We start from the raw sequence: 17178 nt of genomic DNA, 5'->3' as shown, positions 1-17178 counted from the left end.
GGGCGCGTGGCGGGACGCGCTGCGGGCCGCCGTGGCGGCGGCCCCGCCGGGCGCCCCCGGGCGGCCGCGGGCACCCCGCGTCAGCGGACCACGTGCTCCACGAGCAGCCGTACCGCCGCCGCGATGGCCTCCGCGTCCACGCCCGCGGCGTGCAACTGCTCGGCGGGCGAGGCCGATCCCGGCATGCCGGTCACCGCGAGCCGGGCCAGGCGCGGCACGGGCATGCCGTCGCTGAAGGCGTCCACGACGGCGTCGCCGATGCCGCCCTCCGGGCGGTGGTCCTCGACGGTGAGGAGGCAGCCGGTGGTCTCGGCGGCCTCGCGCAGCGTCGCCCGGTCGACGGGCTTGACGGAGTACAGGTCGATGACGCGCACCGGGATGCCCTCGCGGTCGAGGAGCCCGGCCGCGGCGAGGGCCTCGTGGACGGTGACCCCGGCGGCGACCACGGTGAGCCGGTCGGCGCCCGAGGAGCGCAGCACCTTGGACCCGCCGACGGGGAACTCCTCGTCGGGGCCGTAGAGCACCGGGGCGGCGCCGCGCGAGGTGCGCAGGTAGCGCACCCCGTCGAGGTCGGCCATCGCGGCGACGAGGCGCGCCGTCTGGGGCGCGTCGCACGGGTACAGGACGGTCGAGCCGTGCACGGCGCGGAACATCGCCAGGTCCTCCAGGCCCATCTGCGACGGGCCGTCCTGGCCGATGGCGACGCCCGCGTGCGAGCCGACGAGGTTGAGGTCGGCGCCGCTGACGGCCGCCATCCGCACGAAGTCGTGGGCGCGGGTGAGGAACGCCGCGAACGAGGAGGCGTACGGCACCCAGCCGCGGCGCGCCAGGCCGACGGCGGCGGCGACCATCTGCTGCTCGGCGATGTAGCACTCGAAGAACCGCTCCGGGTGGTCCTTGGCGAAGAACTCCGCGCGCGTGGAGTCGCCGACCTCGCCGTCCAGTGCGACGACGTCGCCGCGCGCCGTGCCGAGCGCCGCGAGCGCCTGGCCGTAGGCGTCCCGGGTGGCGACCTCGCTGCCCTTCTCGTACCGGGGCAGCTCCAGGTGGCCGCTGCGGGTGGCGCGCAGCACCCGGGCCGCCGGGGGCGCCGGGACGCGCACGCGCAGGTCCCCGGTGCCGCCGAGTTCCTCGACCGCGGCGTCCGCGTCGGGCAGCGGCTTGCCGTGCAGGCCCTCGCGGTCCTCGGCGGAGGCGACGCCCTTGCCCTTGAGGGTGCGGGCGAGGACCACGGTGGGCCGCCCGGCGGTGTCGCGCGCCTCGCGCAGGGCACGGTCGACGTCCGCGGTGTCGTGCCCGTCGACGCTGACGACGTGCCAGCCGAAGGCGGCGAAGCGGCGCGCGTAGGCGTCCAGGTCCCAGCCGTGCCGGGTGGGCCCGCGCTGCCCGAGCCGGTTCACGTCGACGAGCGCGGTGAGGTTGTCGAGCTGCTCGTACGCGGCGTGCTCGGCGGCCTCCCACACGGAGCCCTCGGCCAGTTCGCTGTCGCCGCACAGCACCCACACGCGGTACGGGATGCGGTCGAGCCGCTTGCCGGACAGCGCCATGCCCACGCCGACGGGAAGGCCCTGGCCGAGCGAGCCGGTGGCGACCTCGACCCAGGGCAGCCGGCGCGGCGTCGGGTGCCCTTCGAGGCGGCTGCCCCGCGCGCGGAAGGTCAGCAGCTCCTCGTCGTCGATGACGCCCGCGGCCTTGTACGCGGCGTACAGCAGCGGGGAGGCGTGCCCCTTGGAGAGGATGAAGCGGTCGTTGCCGGGGTGGTCCGGGCGGTCGAAGTCGTAGCGGAAGTGGCGGGCCAGGAGCACCGCCATCAGGTCGGCCGCCGACAGCGACGAGGTGGGGTGCCCGGACCCGGCGGCGGCCGCGGCGCGCACCGAGTCGACGCGCAACTGCCGCGCAAGGTCGTTGAGTTGCTGCTCAGCGGTGGCGCCGTCGTGCGGGGTTCCTGCTGCCATGGCGGGTCACTCCCCGTCCTTGCTCGCGCTGCCGCGGTCGGCACGCGCGGCCTTGCCGGTGCCGCCGCCGGAAGGCGCGGTCTTGGCTCCCCCGTCCGAAGCCGCGGCCTTCGCTCCCCCGTCCGCACCCGCGGCCTTCGCTCCCCCGTCCGCACCCGCGGCCTTCGCCCCGCCGTCCGAAGCCGCGGTCCCGGCCGACCCGTCCGGGCTTCCGGCCCTGGTCCCGCCGTTCCTGTCCGCGTCGCCCGGCCCGCCCGGCACCCGGGCCAGCTCCGGCGACGACGTGTCCAGCGGCACCGACCACGACCGGACGAGGCCGAGCTGGACGCCCTGGCGCGGCAGCACCGCGTCCAGGAGCCAGTCGGCGGCGACGCGCACGCGGTTGCCGGGCATCGCGGCCAGGTGGTAGCCGCGCGTGACGGCCCCGGCGAGCGGCCCGGACAGCGGGATGCCGAGCGGGTTGGCGGCGCCCTTGACGCCGCCGAGGTCGACGGTGAAGCCGAGGTCGTGGTGGCGGTAGGCGCCGCGGCGGCCGATGCCGAGCGAGGCGGCGACGTTGCGGCCCGCGACCTTGCCCTGCCGCCAGGCGTGCTGGGCCGTCATGGCCGTGTAGCTGCCGGGCTTCTCCAGGTCGGGCACGGCGGCCGCGTCCCCGCAGGCGTACACCTCGGGGTGGCCCGGCAGGTTCAGGAAGGCGTCGACGAGCAGGCGGCCGCGCTCCAGCGGCTGGCCGAGCCCGGCGACCAGCGGGTCGGGGCGTACGCCGACGCACCACACGAGGGTGCGGGTGTCGACCGTGTCGCCGTCGTCGAGCAGCACGCCCTCGTGCGTGGCCTCCTTCACGGACGTGCCGGTGCGGACCTCCACGCCGCGTTCGCGCAGGACGCGTTCGGCGGTGCGGGACAGCCGCCGGTCAAGCTCCGGCAGGACCCGCGGCGCGATGTCCAGGAGCATCCAGCGGGGCTGGATGCCGGCCCGCATCGGGTGGCGCTTCACCAGGGACCGGGTGAAGAGCTGCCCGTGCGCGGCGACCTCGACGCCGGTGTACCCGGCGCCCACGACGACGAAGGTGCAGCGCGCCCGGCACGTCTCGGGGTCGGGCGACGCGGCGGCCAGCTCGATCTGCCGGGTGACGTGGTCGCGCAGGTACAGCGCCTCGGGCAGGCCCCGGAAGCCGTGCGCGTGCTCGGCGACGCCCGGCACGGGCAGCAGCTTGTTGACGCTGCCGACGCTGAGCACGAGGCGGTCGTAGGCCAGCTCGCCGCGGTCCCCCTCCGGCCCGGTGTAGCGCACCACCCGGCTCTCCAGGTCGAGGTCGTCGGCCTCGCCGAGGACGAGGCGCACGCGCGGCAGCGCGTCCCCGAGCGAGACGCTGACCCGGCGCGGTTCCAGGACGCCCGCGGCGACCTGGGGCAGCAGAGGCAGGTAGAGGAAGTAGTCGGTAGGATTGAGCAGGGTGACGTCCACCCTGCGTCCGGCGAGACGGCTCAGGGTGCGCGCCGTCTGGAATCCGGCGAAGCCGGCACCGACGATCACGACGTGGGGTCGGCGGGAATCTCGGCTCACGATGGCCTCCGGTGGGGTGCGGCACGGGTGCCGTGCGTGTTCCGGCACGTGATACCTCTGGTCTACCGGCGGAAGGTGCCCGCGGTGGGCTCCGGCACGGACCTCCCAGGTGCCCGTGGCCGACGGAGTGAAACGCACCGCCGTTTGCCGCAGCGGACCGGGGGCGGGGGCCACCCGGCCGGTGCCGAAGGCCCCGCCGTGTCACTGGAGGGCGACTCCCATGACCGAGTACGGATACTTCCTCGCCACGGAGGAGTTCGGCCCCGCCGACCTCCTGGACCAGGCCCGCATGGCCGAGCAGGCCGGGTTCGACGCGCTGTGGATCTCCGACCACTACCACCCGTGGAACCGGGCCCAGGGCCAGAGCCCGTTCGTCTGGTCGGTGCTGGGCGCGCTCGCCGAGGCCGTGTCGCTGCCGCTGGAGACGGCCGTGACCTGCCCGACGGTACGGACGCACCCGGCCGTCGTGGCGCAGGCCGCCGCGACCACGGCCGTCATGGCGGGCGGCCGCTTCCGCCTCGGCGTCGGCACCGGCGAGGCACTGAACGAGCACATCCTGGGCGGCCCCTGGCCCCCCGCGCACGTCCGCCTCGCCATGCTGGAGGAGGCGGTCCAGGTGCTGCGGGCGCTGTTCACCGGCGAGGAGGTCAACCACGCGGGCGCGCACTACACGGTGGAGAACGCCCGCCTCTACACGGTGCCGGACGAGCCGGTGCCGATCGACGTCTCCGGCTTCGGCCCGAAGGCGACGGCGCTCGCCGCGCGCGTGGGCGACGGCTACATCACGATGTCCCCGGACGAGACGCTGGTCACGAAGTACCGCAAGGGCGGCGGTGGCGCCAAACCGGTCAGCGGCGGCCTGAAGGTGGCGTACGGCCCCGACCGGGACCGCGCCGCGCGACAGGCCCGCAAGCTCTGGGCCAGCGAGCTGCTGCCCGGCGAGATGGCCCAGATCCTGCCCACCCCCAGCCACTTCGAGCAGGCGTCGCCCCTGGTCACCGACGAGATGGCGGCGGACACCTTCCCCTGCGGCGACGACCCGCACGCCCACGTGGCCGCGCTCCGCGCCTTCCCCGAGGCGGGCTTCGACCGCGTCTACGTGGGCCAGATCGGCCCCGACCAGCGGGGCTTCTTCGACTTCTACCGCACGAAGGTGCTGCCGCGGCTGCGCGAGGACACCTGACGGCCCGTGCGGTGCCCCCGTCCCGCACCGCAGCCCGGCCCCGAGCGGCGACCGGTCCCGGGGCGCGATCCGGCTCCGCAGCGCGGGCACGGGAACGCGCCCCCGGCGTGAGTGGTGCCGAGGGCGCGCCGCCCCCGCGGCGGCGTCCGCCGCAGGGCCACCGCGGGGCCGAACACGCCGGAACCCCAGGGGAGTTCCGGCAGGTCACCGAGCGCGCGGCAGACCGGGCCGCGCGGCCGTCGTCACCGGGTCCGCTGGCTCGGGACGTCCGGGGTCACCGGCGGCTTCGGCGGGACGGCCGGGAAGTCGGCGGTCCCGGGCGCCGACGGGGCGGAACCGGCGCCGGGCGCGGGCGGGGCCGAGCCCGTGCCCGGGGCGGTCGGGGCGTGGCCCGTGCCCGGGGCCGACGGGGTCGAGCCCGTGGCCTCGGGGTGGGGGGTGTGCGCGTGCGGCTCGGGGCGGGCGGGGCGGGCCGCGTTGCGCAGGAGCACCGCGGCGACCACGAGCAGCGCCGTGACGATGAGGGCCGCCGCCCAGTCGGGCAGGCCGAGGTCGAGGACCAGGCCCAGTGTGAGGGCCGCGGCGGCGCCCGCGTACAGCGCGGTGACGCCCGCGGCGGCGTACAGCGAGGCCCGGCGGCGCTGCTTTCGCGCCACATCGGCGAGCTGGGCGCTCAGTTCGTCGCGCAGTTCCGTACGCAGCGACTCCCGCAGGGACGCGCGTACCGCCTCGTGGACGACCTGCGACAGCGCCGTGCTCAGTGCCGTCTCAGGGGCCACGAGGCCCGTGTCCGTCATGCCGGTTGGCTTGTCCGAAGCAGTCATGGTGGCCGGGTACCCCCCGCCCGCGGCCCGTAACGGCCCGCGTGGCGGCCGGTGCGCCGGGTACCCGGCGCACCGCACCCGAAGGGAGAGAGGACCGGGGGACCGAGAGGAAGGAAGGACGACGATGACCGAGCGCGACGACGTCGTGGAGCTGCTCAAGGGCCAGCACGCGACCATACGCGACCTGTTCGACAAGGTGGCGGCCACCAAGGGCGAGGAGCGCCGGGAGTGCTTCCACGACCTCGTCCGGCTGCTCGCGGTGCACGAGACCGCCGAGGAGGAGGTCGTCCACCCCTTCGCCCGGACCAACATCGAGGGCGGCGAGACGGTCGTCGCCGACCGGGTCAAGGAGGAGGAACAGGCCAAGAAGGCGCTGTCCCGGCTCGACGAGACGGACCCCGACTCCCCCGAGTTCCTGGACCGGTTCGCCGCGCTGCGCCAGGACGTGCTCGCACACGCGCGGTCCGAGGAGCAGTACGAGTTCGCCCGCTTCCACCAGGTCGCCGACCGCGGGAAGCTGGAGATGCTGGCGCGCGCGGTGCGCGCCGCGGAGGCCGTGGCGCCGACGCGTCCGCACCCCGGCACGGACACCGCGCTCAAGAACGTCGCGGTGGCCCCGGTCGCCACGGTCGTGGACCGGACACGGGACGCCATCCGCAAGGTCACAGGCGCGTGAGCCCCGGCGCGTCCGTGCGCGCCCGCGCGCCGGGGCGCCCGGGGTCGGCCGAATGGATCTCCTTCTCCGCGGGCGCCAACTAGGCTCGGTCGCATGGACATCCTGGGTACCGTGCTGCGTGTCTGTGTGAACGACCTGGAGGCGTCCGTCGCCTTCTACGAACGGCTGACGGGCAGTCCGGCGATGCGCTTCGAGCGGGGCGGCGTCTCCGTCGCCTCCGTCGGCTGCTTCCTGCTGATGAGCGGCCCCGAGCACGAGTTGGAGATCCTCCGCAAGGTCACGGCGACGATCGCCGTCAAGGACGTCGACGAGGCCCTCGCGACGCTCCGGGCCTGCGGCGCGCACATCGTCGCGGGCCCGGTGCCGACCCCCGCGGGGCGCAACCTCATCGCGATGCACCCGGACGGCACGATCCTGGAGTACGTCGACCGCAACGCCTCGTAGCCCCGCTCCGGCCCGGCGGTCAGGTGGGCGGGCGCATGCGGAAGTCGTAGCGGGAGGGCAGCGGTTCGCCCGGGGCGGCCGCCGCCCACACCTCGCTCAGGACCTCGTCGCCCTCCCGCAGGTCCGCCACCTCGAAGCCCTCCTCGAAGACCCTCCGCGCGCCGGGCCCGTCGCCCTCCGCCAGGAGCAGCCGGGCCTCCAGGAGGCGGAACCGTCCCCGGCCCCGCGTGCGGGGGTCGAGCCGCTCCCACACGGCCCGCGCGGCCTCCGCCCGCCCCACCGCCAGCAGGGCCTCCAGCGCCTCACGCCCGAGCGCCGCCACCACGCCCCTGTCCGCGGGCACGTCGCGGGCCCCGAGGTCCTCGAAGGCCTCCACGTACCGGTCCGCGGCCCGCTCCCCGTGCCCGGTCTCCAGGTCGGCCACCGCCAGGCAGCGCAGCAACGGCCAGCGGCACGCGGCCCGTTCCAGTCCCCGCTCCCAGCTCCGCACCGCCTGCGCCCGGTCCCCGGCGTGCCACTGGGCGATGCCGAGGTGGTACTCGGCGTGGGGCCGCGCAGGCGCCGTCTCCAGCATGTCCCGCCAGTGCCGGGCCACCGGCGTCGGCCCGGGCGCCGCGCCGGGGTCCGGCTCCGGCACGGCCCCCGACCGCCACAGCTCCCGCCACGGCTCCTGCTCGGGCCCGAGCGTCGCCTCGGGGAACGGCGTGCCGGGCAGGTCGTAGCCACCGCGCAGCACCTCCAGGGCGCCCCACCCGGACCCGGTGGCGAGCACCTCCCCGGGTGCGGCGTCGGCGTACGGGCGCCACCGCTCGTAGGCCGCGTCCACGGCCTCGGGCGGCAGCGCCTCGGCGAGCCGCGCCCGCGCCCCGGCGCACACCGCCCGGTCGTCCCCGCGCGCCGCGCCCTCCGGGACCGTCAGCGGGCCGTACGCCTCCAGCCAGGCGACCTCGGCGTCCCCGTCGAGCCGGACGTGCTCGCCCTGCGTGCGCGCGAGGCCCGCCTGGATCTCCGCGTAACCACCCGCCCCGGGCCCGGTCAGCCACTCCTGCCAGCGCCGCCCGCCCTCCCCCGTGCCCCACACGAACAGCTTGCGCCCGCGCAGGACGTCCGTCGACGTCTGGACGAGCCCGTGCCCGTCGGCGTCGACCGCGGCGATCCAGCGCCGTTCCCCGTCCGGTACGTCGTAGAAGAAGTCGGCGGCGTACTCCCCTCGCGGCTCGGGCACCGGCACGCGGGTCAGGGACCGCGTGGGGCCGAGCCGCCAGGCCTCTTCGGCGGGCGCGAGCACCCGGCGCTCCTCGGGCACGGCCGCGCTGGACCACCAGTACACCGGGACCGGCTTCTCGTGCGGGTTCCGTATGCGCACCCCCACGTGCAGGAAGTCGGAGTCGTGGGGCAGCCACAGGTCCACCTGGAAGGGCACGTCCCGCAGCCGTTCCCACTCCCACAGGCGCAGCATCGGCCCGCCGTCGGGCGCGGTGACGACGGCGGCGTGCAGCGGCGCGCAGGCCAGCGTGGTGTGCCCGGTGGCGCCGATGTTCCACTCGATGCCGCCCGCGAACCAGGCGCCGTTCAGCGCGAAGGCGGCGGGCTGGAACACCGGGTTGCGGTACAGCAGTTCCCGCCCGGTCGGCTTGTGCAGCAGCGAGTGGACCCGGCCGCCGAGCCCGGGCAGGACCGTGGCGCGCAGCCGGTCGTTCTCCAGGACCAGGGCCGCGAACGCCCTGGGCTCGCGGGTGCGGCCGTAGCCGTCGCGCAGCGGCGCCGGAAGCACCGACCGCAGCGGCTCGTAGGCGAGTTGGCGCGCCATGTCGCGGGGCAGCCCGCGCCGGGTCCGCTCGTCGATCCGGTACGGTCCGTGCGGCCCGCGCGGCAGCCGCAGCGGGGGGAGCGGGTTGTCGGGCCCCAACGCTGCGGCGTCCAGGGTCAGTACGTCGCGTCGCACGGTCGTCGCCACGGCGGCCTCCTCGGGTCGGCGTCGTCGGCCATGGAACACGGTGGACGCGCCCGGCGGCCAGGCCCCGGCCGCCGCCCGTCACACGAGGGCGGCCACGACGACGTCGGTGAGCACGTCGCCCGCCGTGCCGTCGGGGTCCAGGTCCGGGTCGTAGATGGTGACGTTGAGCCCGGCGCAGCGCGGCGAGCGGACCAGGGGCCGCAGCAGCGCGAGGAGTTCGTCGGGGTGCAGCCCGTCGTCGTCGGGGCTGTCGACGGCGGGCATGACCGACGGGTCGAGCACGTCGGCGTCGAGGTGGACCCAGAAGCCGTCGAGGGCCTCGTTCTCCAGGCCGGTGACGGCCGAGCGCGCCACGTCGGCGGCGCCCCACTGCCGCAGCTCCCCGACCGTCACGGTGGGGATGCGCAGCGCGCCGAGTTCGGCGCGGTCCTCGTCGCCGTCCCTGATGCCGAAGAGCCGGACGTCCTCGTCGCGCAGGTAGGGCCGCAGGCCTTCGAGGTCGGTGAGGTCGTCCTGGCCGCGGCCGGTGGCGAGCGCCAGCTCCTCGCCGCCCGCGGCGCCGACGCGGTCGGAGTTGCCCGGGTGGCGGAAGTCCGCGGAGGCGTCGAGCGCCGCGAGGCCGTAGCGGCCGATGCGGCGCAGCGCGAGCGAGGCGCCGAGCTGGATGGAGCAGTCGCCGCCGAGGACGACGGGCAGGTCCCCGGCGCGCACGTGGCGCTCGATCCGGTCGGCGAGCTTCGGCGTGTACGCGGCGATGGCGGCCGCGTTGAAGACGCCGTCGCCCTCCTGCCAGTCGCCCCGGTCGTAGCGCGGCGGGACGACGACGCCGCCCTCGAAGGCGTTCAGGCGGCGCAGCAGGCCGCGCTCGCGCAGCGCGCCGGCGAGCTTGTAGCAGCCGGGCACGGTGCCCGGGGCGGGCGGGCGCAGGCCCAGGTTGGAGGGGGCGTCGATGACCACGATGTTCCGCATGCGGCCCATCCTCGGTGACGGACGCCCGCCCCCTCAACGGCCGTGTCCGACGTCACGTCCGACGGCGCTGCCCAGCGCCCGGCCGGGGTGCCCCGGAGGGCCGGGCGGCGCGCATCTCGGCGGTGAGCGCCCAGCGCTGGTGGTCGCGCCAGGCCCCGTCGATGTACAGGAAGTCGGGCGAGAACCCTTCGAGCCGGAAGCCGCAGCGGCGGGCGAGCGCGATGGACGCGGCGTTGCCCGGCTGCACGTTGATCTCCAGGCGGTGCAGGCGCAGTTCGCCGAAGGCGTGGTCCAGGACGAGGTCGAGCCCCTCCCGCAGCAGCCCGCGCCCCGCGGCGTGCGCGAACGCGCCGTAGCCGAGGGCGCCGCAGCGGAAGCCGCCCTCGACGATGTTGTTGATGTTCACGAACCCGGCCAGGGCGCCCGACTCCCGTGCGCACACGAGGAATCCGGCCTTGGCAGGGTCCGTGACGAGGGTGTCCAGGTACGCGGCGTAGGCCTCGGGGGTGGTGGGCGGGAAGAGCCAGGGCCGGTGCAGGTCCCGGCTCTCCCGCGCCCGCGCCGCGAACTCGGCGCCGTCCGCGCGGGTCCAGGGGCGTATGCCCACGCGGGGTCCTTCGGCGAGGTGGGGAGGGATCGTGGGGCGCATCCGCCCCACGTTACCCGGGCGCCCCGCTCATCTGCGGCGGCCGACGAAGTAGCCGCCGCACAGGGCGCCGAGCACCGCCGTGGCGAACAGCGCCATCCACAGCGGCATGGTCACCTCGGGGATCAGCAGCCGGATCTTCGTGCTGCGGGTGTTCTCGAAGATGAAGACCAGCGTGAGCAGGGCGATGACGGCGACGGTGATCCTGCCGGGCGTCAGCAGTCCGCCCACGCCGCCCTTCGGGGCGCTCTTGGAGCCGCCCGTGGAACCGCTGGGGCTCATGGGGAACCCTTCCGTGTCCGTCGCAGCGCCGGCCGCCGCACGTGCCGCCATGATGGGCAGCCTGGCGCGGAGCCGCACGGCGGGCGACGCGGGCGGGTGGGTCCGTGGGCCGAGCGGGTGACGGACCGGGGCCCGGGCGGGTGCTGCCGCCTCACGCGAGCGCGGGTGCGTCCACGGCTGTGCCCCGGGCGAGGCCGCCGCCCTACGCGAGCGCGGGCACGTCCACCCGGCCGTGCCCCGGGCGGGGCCACCGCCCTACGCGAGCGCGGGCACGTTCCACGACCGTGCCCGGGGCGGGGCCACCGCCCTACGCGAGCGCGGGCACGTCCAGGGTCAGGGTCCCCGTGTCCGCGTCCAGCTCCGCGGGCAGCCCGAACGGCACCGTGAGCGCGCCCTCGCCGTGCCCGAAGCCGAACTCCTCCACGACCGGCACGCCGAGCCGGCCGAGCCGCTCCTCGAACAGCGGCCGCAGCTCCTCGTAGGGGCCGCAGTCGACCCAGGAGCCGAGGGCCACGCCCCGCACGCCGTCGAGCAGGCCCGCCCGCGCGAGCTGCGTCAGACAGCGGTCGACGCGGTACGCCTCCTCGCCGGTGTCCTCCAGGAACAGCAGGCCGCCCCGGGCGCCGGTGCGCGCGCCCGCCGCCCCCACGTCCGCCGCGAGCAGCGACAGGCAGCCGCCGAAGGTGACCCCGCGGGCGCGCCCGCCGACCAGCGCCCGGCCCGCGGAGGCGAGCACGCGCACGGACTCCGGGGCGAACAGCGTGGCCCGCAGGTGGTCCTGGGCCCGCGCGTCCTTCAGGAAGCCGGGGCCCGCCACCATCGGGCCGTGCAGCGTCGCGAGCCCGAGGCGGCAGGCGAACGCCTCGTGCAGCGTGGTGATGTCGCTGAACCCCAGGAACACCTTGGGCCCCGCCGCGCGCATCGCATCCCAGTCGAGGAGGTCGACCATCCGCGCCGCCCCGTATCCGCCTCGGGCGCAGAACACCGCCGCCACCGACGGGTCGCACCAGGCGCGCTCCAGGTCCCGGGCCCGGTCGGCGTCCGTGCCCGCGAGGTGGCCGAGCCGCGGGTGGACGTCCCCGGCGTGCGGGCCGGCCACCGGGTCCAGGTCCCAGCCGCGCAGGACGTCGAGACCGGCCGCGAGCCGGTCCTCGGGGACGGGTCCGCTCGGCGCGACGACGGCGACCCGCGCGCCGGGCGCGAGCCGCGGGGGCCGGGGCATCGGCGCGGCGGCCGCGCGGCACCCCGCCGCGCTCACTTGGACAGCTCCAGCGCCGGCAGGCCGCCCGCCGGGTCGAGCCGGAACACCTGCGCGTACAGGGACAGTTCGGCCTCCAGCGCGCGGATCAGGGTCTCGGCACGCCGGAAGCCGTGCCCCTCGCCCTCGAAGGCGAGGTACGCGTGCGGCACCCCGCGCCCCTCCATCCGCGCCAGGAACCGCTCGCACTGCGCGGGCGGGCAGACCACGTCGTCCAGGCCCTGGAGCAGCAGGAACGGCGCGGTGATCCGGTCGGCGTGGAGCAGCGGCGAGCGCTCCTCGTACCGGCCCGGCACGTCGTCCGGGGGCCCGACGAGCGTGTCGAGGTACCGCGATTCGAAGTCGTGGGTGCCGCCGTCGCTCCAGGAGACGAGGTCGAGGACGGGGTAGATGATCGTGCCGCACGCGTACACGTCCGTGGTGGTCAGGGAGCCGGCCGCGGTCCAGCCGCCCGCGCTGCCGCCGCGGATGGCGAGCCGCGCGGGGTCGGCGGTGCCCTCCTCGGCCAGCGCGAGGGCGACGGCACAGCAGTCCTCGACGTCGACGACGCCCCACTGCTCGCGCAGCCGCTCGCGGTAGGCGCGGCCGTAGCCCGTCGAGCCGCCGTAGTTGACCTCGGCGACGCCGATGCCGCGCGAGGTGAAGTAGGCGATCTCCAGGTTGAGGACGAGGGGCGCGCGGGAGGTGGGGCCGCCGTGCGCCCACACCACGTAGGGCGGCAGTTCGTCGTCGGGGGCGAGGTGGTCGGGGTGGTGGGGCGGGTAGACGTGGGCGTGGATCTCCCGGCCGTCGGGTCCGAGGAAGGTGCGGATCTGCGGCTCGGGGTAGTACGTGGGGTCCACCGGGTCGTCGTGCGGGGCGCCGACCACCCGGGCCCGGCCGGTGCGGGTGTCCAGCTCCACCACCTCGTACGCGCTGCGGGGGCTGGCGGCGACGCCGACGACGCGGGTGCCGCTGACGGCGACGGTCGCCGACCACTCCGTCCACGGCCCGGCGGCGTCGACGACCTCGCCGGTCTCGGGGTCGAGCACGCCGAGCGCGGTGGCGCCGGTGCCGTGCACGACGGCGACGAGCCCGCTCTCCAGCGGGGCGAACCAGCTCAGGCCGAGCTGCCACAGCGGCCCGGCGAACTCCTCCTCGCGGGGGCAGAGCGGCACGGGCGCGCCGTCCAGGTCGGCGCGGTACAGGTTCCACCAGCCGGTGCGGTCGCTGGCGAACAGCAGCCGCCCGTCGGGCGCCCACTCGACCTGCGGGATCGATTCCTCCGGGCCGCCCGCGACGCGGCGCGCGGGCCCGAAGGTGCCGTCGGCGCGGAGCGCGGCGACCAGCAGCTCGGTGCCGTCCCAGGGCATCCGCGGGTGGTCCCAGGCGAGCCACGCGACGTGGGTGCCGTCGGGCGACGGGCGCGGCCCGGTGACGAACCGGTGGCGCCCGTCGGACAGCTCCCGCACCGCGGCGCGGTCCTCGGCGGCCGAGCCGTCCAGGGGCACGGCGGCGAGGACGCGCCGCACGTCGGCGGGCCCGTCGCCGGTGAACTCCTCCAGGACGCACCACACCTCGCCCCGGTCGAGGTGTACCTGCGGGTCCGCCCAGCGCAGGCCGCCGCCCACGTCCGACACCGGGGTGAGCGGTCTCGGCTCCGCGCCGGGGGCGTCCGGCTCGTAGGCGTACAGGCGCTGGTCGGCGAAGTGCGTGAACACGATGAGCGGGCCGTGCGCGTGGCCGGGGCGGCCGGCGCCGGCCCAGGGCAGCCCGCCGTACTCCATGACCCGGCTGCGGACGTTCCACGGCGCGGGCAGCACGGACTCCTCCCGGCCGTCGGGGCGGCGGCGCAGCAGCGCGCGCCGGCCGCCCTCCAGCGGGCGCGGCTCCGTCCACCACGCCTCGCCGCCGACGAAGCCCGCGAACGCGGGACGGCCGTCGTGCGCCGCGGCGAGCCCGGCGTCGATCGGGGACCGCCACGAGCCGTACGGCCTGGTCTGCGCCATGTTGATCATCTCCCCCACAATCCGTCCCCCCTGGTCCGTTGGTCGGTCGGTCGGCCGGTCCCCCGACCCGTCCGGCGGTCGCTCAGGCGGTGCGCAGGAACCGGTCGAGTACCCGCGTTCCGAAGTGCAGCGCCTCGACGGGCACGCGTTCGTCCACGCCGTGGAAGAGGGCCTGGTAGTCGAAGCCCTCCGGCGTCCGCAGGGGCGAGAAGCCGTAGCCGCGGATGCCGAGCCGTGAGAACTGCTTGGCGTCGGTGCCGCCCGACATGCAGTACGGCACGACCCGTCCCTCCGGTGCGAACTCCGTCACGGCCGCGCGCATCCGGGCGAACGTGGGCGTGTCCACCGGCGCCTGCAACGCCACCTCCTGGTGATGGAACTCCCAGTCGACGTCCGGTCCGGTGAGCTGGTCAAGGGTGGTGCGGAACTCTTCCTCGCCGCCCGGCAGATATCTGCCGTCCACGTAGGCGACGGCCTCGCCGGGCACCACGTTGACCTTGTAGCCGGAGCGCAGCATCGTCGGGTTGGCGCTGTTGCGGACCGTCGGCTCGACCAGGGCGGCGGTGGGGCCGAGCTTCTCCAGGAAGGCGTCGACGTCGAAGCCGGGCGCGTCGGGGTCGGCCTCCAGGCCGTAGATCCCGGCGAGCTCCACCAGGGCGGCGCGCACCGTCGGCGTGAGCCGCACCGGCCAGCGGTGCTCCCCGATGCGGTGGACGGCGGCGGCGAGCCTGCTGACCGCGTTGGCCTTGTTCACCTTGGAGCCGTGGCCCGCGGTGCCGCGCGCGGTGAGCTTCAGCCAGCCGGTGCCCCGCTCCCCCGCGGCGATCGGGTAGAGCTGGTTGCCCCGCCCGTCGTGGAAGGTGAACGCGCCGGACTCGCTGATGCCCTCGGTACAGCCCTCGAAGAGCCCGGCGTGCCGGTCGGCGAGGAAGCCGGAGCCGTCCTCGGCGCTGGCCTCCTCGTCGGCGGTGAAGGCGATGACGAGGTCGCGGCGCGGGCGGGTCCCGGTCCGCGCCCAGGAGCGCACGACGGCGAGGATCATCGCGTCCATGTTCTTCATGTCGACGGCGCCGCGGCCCCACACGACGCCGTCGCGGACCTCCCCGGAGAACGGGTGCACCCGCCAGTCGGCGGCCTCGGCCGGGACGACGTCGAGGTGGCCGTGGACCAGCAGCGCGTCGGCGCCCGGGTCGGTGCCCTCGACGCGGGCGACGACGTTCGTCCGCCCGGGCGTGCGCTCCAGGAGCGCGGGCTCCAGGCCCGCCTCGGCGAGCAGCGCCGCGGCGTACTCGGCGGCGGGGCGCTCGCGGCACGCGCCGTCGCCGCGGTTGGTGGTGTCGATGCGGATGAGCTCGGAGGTGAACCGGACGACCTCGTCCAGTGCCGGTGCGTCGACCTGGTCAGCCATACTGCTCCTCGACCGCGGCGGAGGCGACCGTGGTGACCGCCTTGAACGTGCGAATGCCTTCGTACATGGTCCCGCTCGTGTACGCGACCTTCCGCTCCGCCACGCGCCGCACTCCCGGCACGACCGTCACGGCCGCCGAGAGGTGCTCGGCGTCGAACTCCACCTCCACGGTGAACGGCCCGCCCGCCACGGGCTCGTGCCGCACGGCGAGGGGCGCCGCCTCCCGCGCGGCGGCGCGGATGTCGGCGGCGGTGCGGGCGGGGGTGCGGCACACCGCCGCGTACCGGGACACGTGGTCCTTGACGGCCACCTTCAGCGCGCCGGGCGCGTAGCCGAGGGCGTCCTCGCAGGCCAGGTCGTCACCGGTGACGAGGACGACGGGGACGCCGAACTCGGCCACCACGTGGGCGTTCAGCAGCCCCTCGCTGGCGCGGACGCCGTTCAGCCACACCCCGGTGATCTGGTTGGCGAGGTAGGTGTGCGCGAGGACGCCCTCCATGCCCGCGCCCGCGTGGTAGCCGACGAAGGCGACGCCGTCCACCGCCCGGTCGCCGCCGTGCTGGACGCCCTCGACCATGGACAGCGCCTTGTGGCGGCCGGTGAGCATCTGGACCCGCTCGTCGAGCCGTTCGAGCAGCAGGTTGCGCATGGTCCAGTGCGCCTCGTTGATCAGCACCTCGTCGGCGCCCCCGTCGAAGAAGCCGAGCACGGCCGCGTTGACGTCGGAGGTGAACATCGACCGGCACCGCTCCCACTGCGCGGTACCCGGCAGCACATCGGCGGGCCAGGTCACGCCCGTGGCGCCCTCCATGTCGGCGCTGATGAGGATCCTCACGACGCGCCGCCCCCGCGGGAACCGGCAGGGCCCCCTCGGCCCGGTGGCAGCGGTGTGCGGCGGCGCGCGGCGGCGGGAGGGATCTTCATGCCGTGCCACGTTACGTGGCGGGGTGCGGCGCTGGCTACGACCGGGAGCGCGGGCGCCCGGTGCCGCGCGCCGCGGGTACGGCCGCCCGGTGGTGCGCCCCGGGTTCACCTGTAGAGGTGCGTTTGGCGGCCGCCGGGCGTAGCGATCGGGGTGGGCGAGCAGGACGACTCCTCGTGGAGATATGGCTGTTGAACCACCTGTCCACGCCCGTCCTGGCCCTGATCATCGTCGGGGGCATCGTCGCCCTGGCCCTGGCGGGCAGCGTGCTGGCGTACCGGTGGCACCCCGCCCTCGCCGAGGGCGAGCACAACGACATGGTCGGGGCGGGGCTCGGCATGTTCGCCGCCATCTACGGGATCATCCTGGCCTTCGTCGTCGTCACCCTGTGGACCGAGGCCGACGAGGCGGAGACCGTGGTCGCCAACGAGTCGACGTACCTGGCGCAGATGGTCCGGGACTCCCGGGCGTTCCCGCCCGCCCAGCGGGCCCGCATGGAGGGCGCCGTCAGCGCGTACGTGCACGCCGTGGCGGAGGTCCAGTGGCCCCTGATGCGCGAGGGCCGCCCCCGGTACGGGGCCACGGAGAAGGCCATGGACGACATGTTCGCCGCCCTGAACGCCTTCGAGCCGCGGACGGAGCGCCAGAAGGCCTTCCACCGCGAGACCATCAGCGACATCAACAAGGTCGTCGCGGAGCGCCGGGCCCGGATCACCAAGGCCCAGCAGTCCCTGCCGGGGCTGTTCAAGGTCCAGGCGTACGGGGGCGCGCTGGTCGTCATCCCGCTGACCTTCCTGTACGGCAACAAGAGCCGGCGCGTCCGGCTGCTGTTCGTGGGTTCGGTCGCCGCGCTCGTCGGGTTCAGCCTGCTGCTCGTCCTGGTCCTCGACCACCCGTTCTCCGGCGACATCAGCGTGCCGCCGGACGCGTACAAGGAGGGCGCGCTGGCGAAGTTCTGGTGAGGCGTTCTGGTGCGGCGTTCTGGTGCGGCCGGGCGTCAGCCGCCGGTGTCGGCGCGCCCGGCCGGGAGGGCCGCGCCCGGCGACGACCCGGCGCGGCCGCGCGCCAGGTGGACGCAGGCCCCGGCGGCGGCGAGCACC

15 protein-coding genes are annotated in these 17178 nt (G+C 75.9%); 4 read left to right on the top strand and 11 right to left on the bottom strand.

From position 1 onward, the window contains the following. Positions 1–80 precede the first annotated feature (80 nt). A complete protein-coding gene (locus IE330_RS33725) occupies positions 81–1955 on the bottom strand; it encodes a transketolase (RefSeq protein WP_190139983.1) in 1875 nt (624 codons plus the stop codon). A gap of 6 nt (positions 1956–1961) precedes the next feature. Then, on the bottom strand, positions 1962–3491 hold the full coding sequence (locus IE330_RS33720) for an NAD(P)/FAD-dependent oxidoreductase (protein WP_190139985.1): 1530 nt from the start codon (positions 3489–3491) through the stop codon (positions 1962–1964). A gap of 250 nt (positions 3492–3741) precedes the next feature. On the opposite strand from IE330_RS33720, the gene IE330_RS33715 reads away from it, so the two are divergent. Next, positions 3742–4704, top strand: a complete 963-nt coding sequence (locus IE330_RS33715; RefSeq protein WP_190139982.1) for a TIGR03557 family F420-dependent LLM class oxidoreductase — start codon at positions 3742–3744, stop codon at positions 4702–4704. A gap of 242 nt (positions 4705–4946) precedes the next feature. On the opposite strand, the gene IE330_RS39385 is transcribed toward IE330_RS33715, so the two are convergent. Beyond that, positions 4947–5528: a phage holin family protein gene (locus IE330_RS39385; RefSeq protein WP_229926113.1), complete on the bottom strand. Its 582-nt coding sequence runs from the start codon at positions 5526–5528 to the stop codon at positions 4947–4949. A gap of 124 nt (positions 5529–5652) precedes the next feature. Here IE330_RS39385 and IE330_RS33705 point away from each other — a divergent pair, with 124 nt between their 5' ends. Further along, positions 5653–6204, top strand: a complete 552-nt coding sequence (locus IE330_RS33705; RefSeq protein WP_190139981.1) for a hemerythrin domain-containing protein — start codon at positions 5653–5655, stop codon at positions 6202–6204. A gap of 93 nt (positions 6205–6297) precedes the next feature. Beyond that, positions 6298–6648, top strand: coding sequence for a VOC family protein (locus tag IE330_RS33700; protein ID WP_190139980.1), 351 nt, complete (start codon positions 6298–6300; stop codon positions 6646–6648). A gap of 19 nt (positions 6649–6667) precedes the next feature. On the opposite strand, the gene IE330_RS33695 is transcribed toward IE330_RS33700, so the two are convergent. The 8 genes from IE330_RS33695 to IE330_RS33660 form a co-directional block, all read right to left on the bottom strand. Further along, the gene (locus tag IE330_RS33695; protein WP_190139979.1) at positions 6668–8605 is read right to left on the bottom strand and encodes a DUF5107 domain-containing protein; all 1938 of its coding nucleotides are present in this window, start codon (positions 8603–8605) and stop codon (positions 6668–6670) included. Between the two features lie 78 nt (positions 8606–8683). Further along, on the bottom strand, positions 8684–9574 hold the full coding sequence (locus IE330_RS33690) for an arginase family protein (RefSeq protein ID WP_190139978.1): 891 nt from the start codon (positions 9572–9574) through the stop codon (positions 8684–8686). Positions 9575–9626: 52 nt separating this feature from the next. Continuing rightward, positions 9627–10223 carry a GNAT family N-acetyltransferase gene (locus IE330_RS33685; RefSeq protein WP_190139977.1) on the bottom strand — a complete coding sequence of 199 codons (597 nt, stop codon included), beginning with the start codon at positions 10221–10223 and terminating at the stop codon, positions 9627–9629. A gap of 27 nt (positions 10224–10250) precedes the next feature. Beyond that, positions 10251–10502 carry a LapA family protein gene (locus tag IE330_RS33680; protein WP_190139976.1) on the bottom strand — a complete coding sequence of 84 codons (252 nt, stop codon included), beginning with the start codon at positions 10500–10502 and terminating at the stop codon, positions 10251–10253. Positions 10503–10809: 307 nt separating this feature from the next. Further along, positions 10810–11724 (bottom strand): S66 peptidase family protein, encoded by a 915-nt coding sequence (locus IE330_RS33675; RefSeq protein WP_190139984.1) that lies wholly within the window; start codon positions 11722–11724, stop codon positions 10810–10812. A 32-nt stretch (positions 11725–11756) separates the two neighbouring features. Beyond that, complete coding sequence (locus IE330_RS33670) at positions 11757–13757, bottom strand: dipeptidyl-peptidase 5 (protein WP_190139975.1); 2001 nt, start codon at positions 13755–13757, stop codon at positions 11757–11759. 73 nt (positions 13758–13830) lie between these two features. Continuing rightward, the gene (locus tag IE330_RS33665) at positions 13831–15156 is read right to left on the bottom strand and encodes a M20/M25/M40 family metallo-hydrolase (RefSeq protein ID WP_190139974.1); all 1326 of its coding nucleotides are present in this window, start codon (positions 15154–15156) and stop codon (positions 13831–13833) included. After that, positions 15149–15991: a M55 family metallopeptidase gene (locus IE330_RS33660; protein ID WP_190139973.1), complete on the bottom strand. Its 843-nt coding sequence runs from the start codon at positions 15989–15991 to the stop codon at positions 15149–15151. The genes IE330_RS33665 and IE330_RS33660 overlap by 8 nt, the downstream gene beginning before the upstream one ends. Positions 15992–16254: 263 nt before the next feature. Here IE330_RS33660 and IE330_RS33655 point away from each other — a divergent pair, with 263 nt between their 5' ends. Beyond that, positions 16255–17040, top strand: coding sequence for a bestrophin-like domain (locus IE330_RS33655; RefSeq protein WP_190139972.1), 786 nt, complete (start codon positions 16255–16257; stop codon positions 17038–17040). Positions 17041–17178 lie beyond the last annotated feature (138 nt).

Origin of the sequence: Streptomyces longispororuber (genome assembly GCF_014656095.1) — a bacterium.
Classification (GTDB): Bacteria; Actinomycetota; Actinomycetes; order Streptomycetales; family Streptomycetaceae; genus Streptomyces; species Streptomyces longispororuber.
The sequence above is the reverse complement of the archived record's forward strand: the minus strand, read 5'-3'. Positions and strand labels throughout refer to the sequence as shown.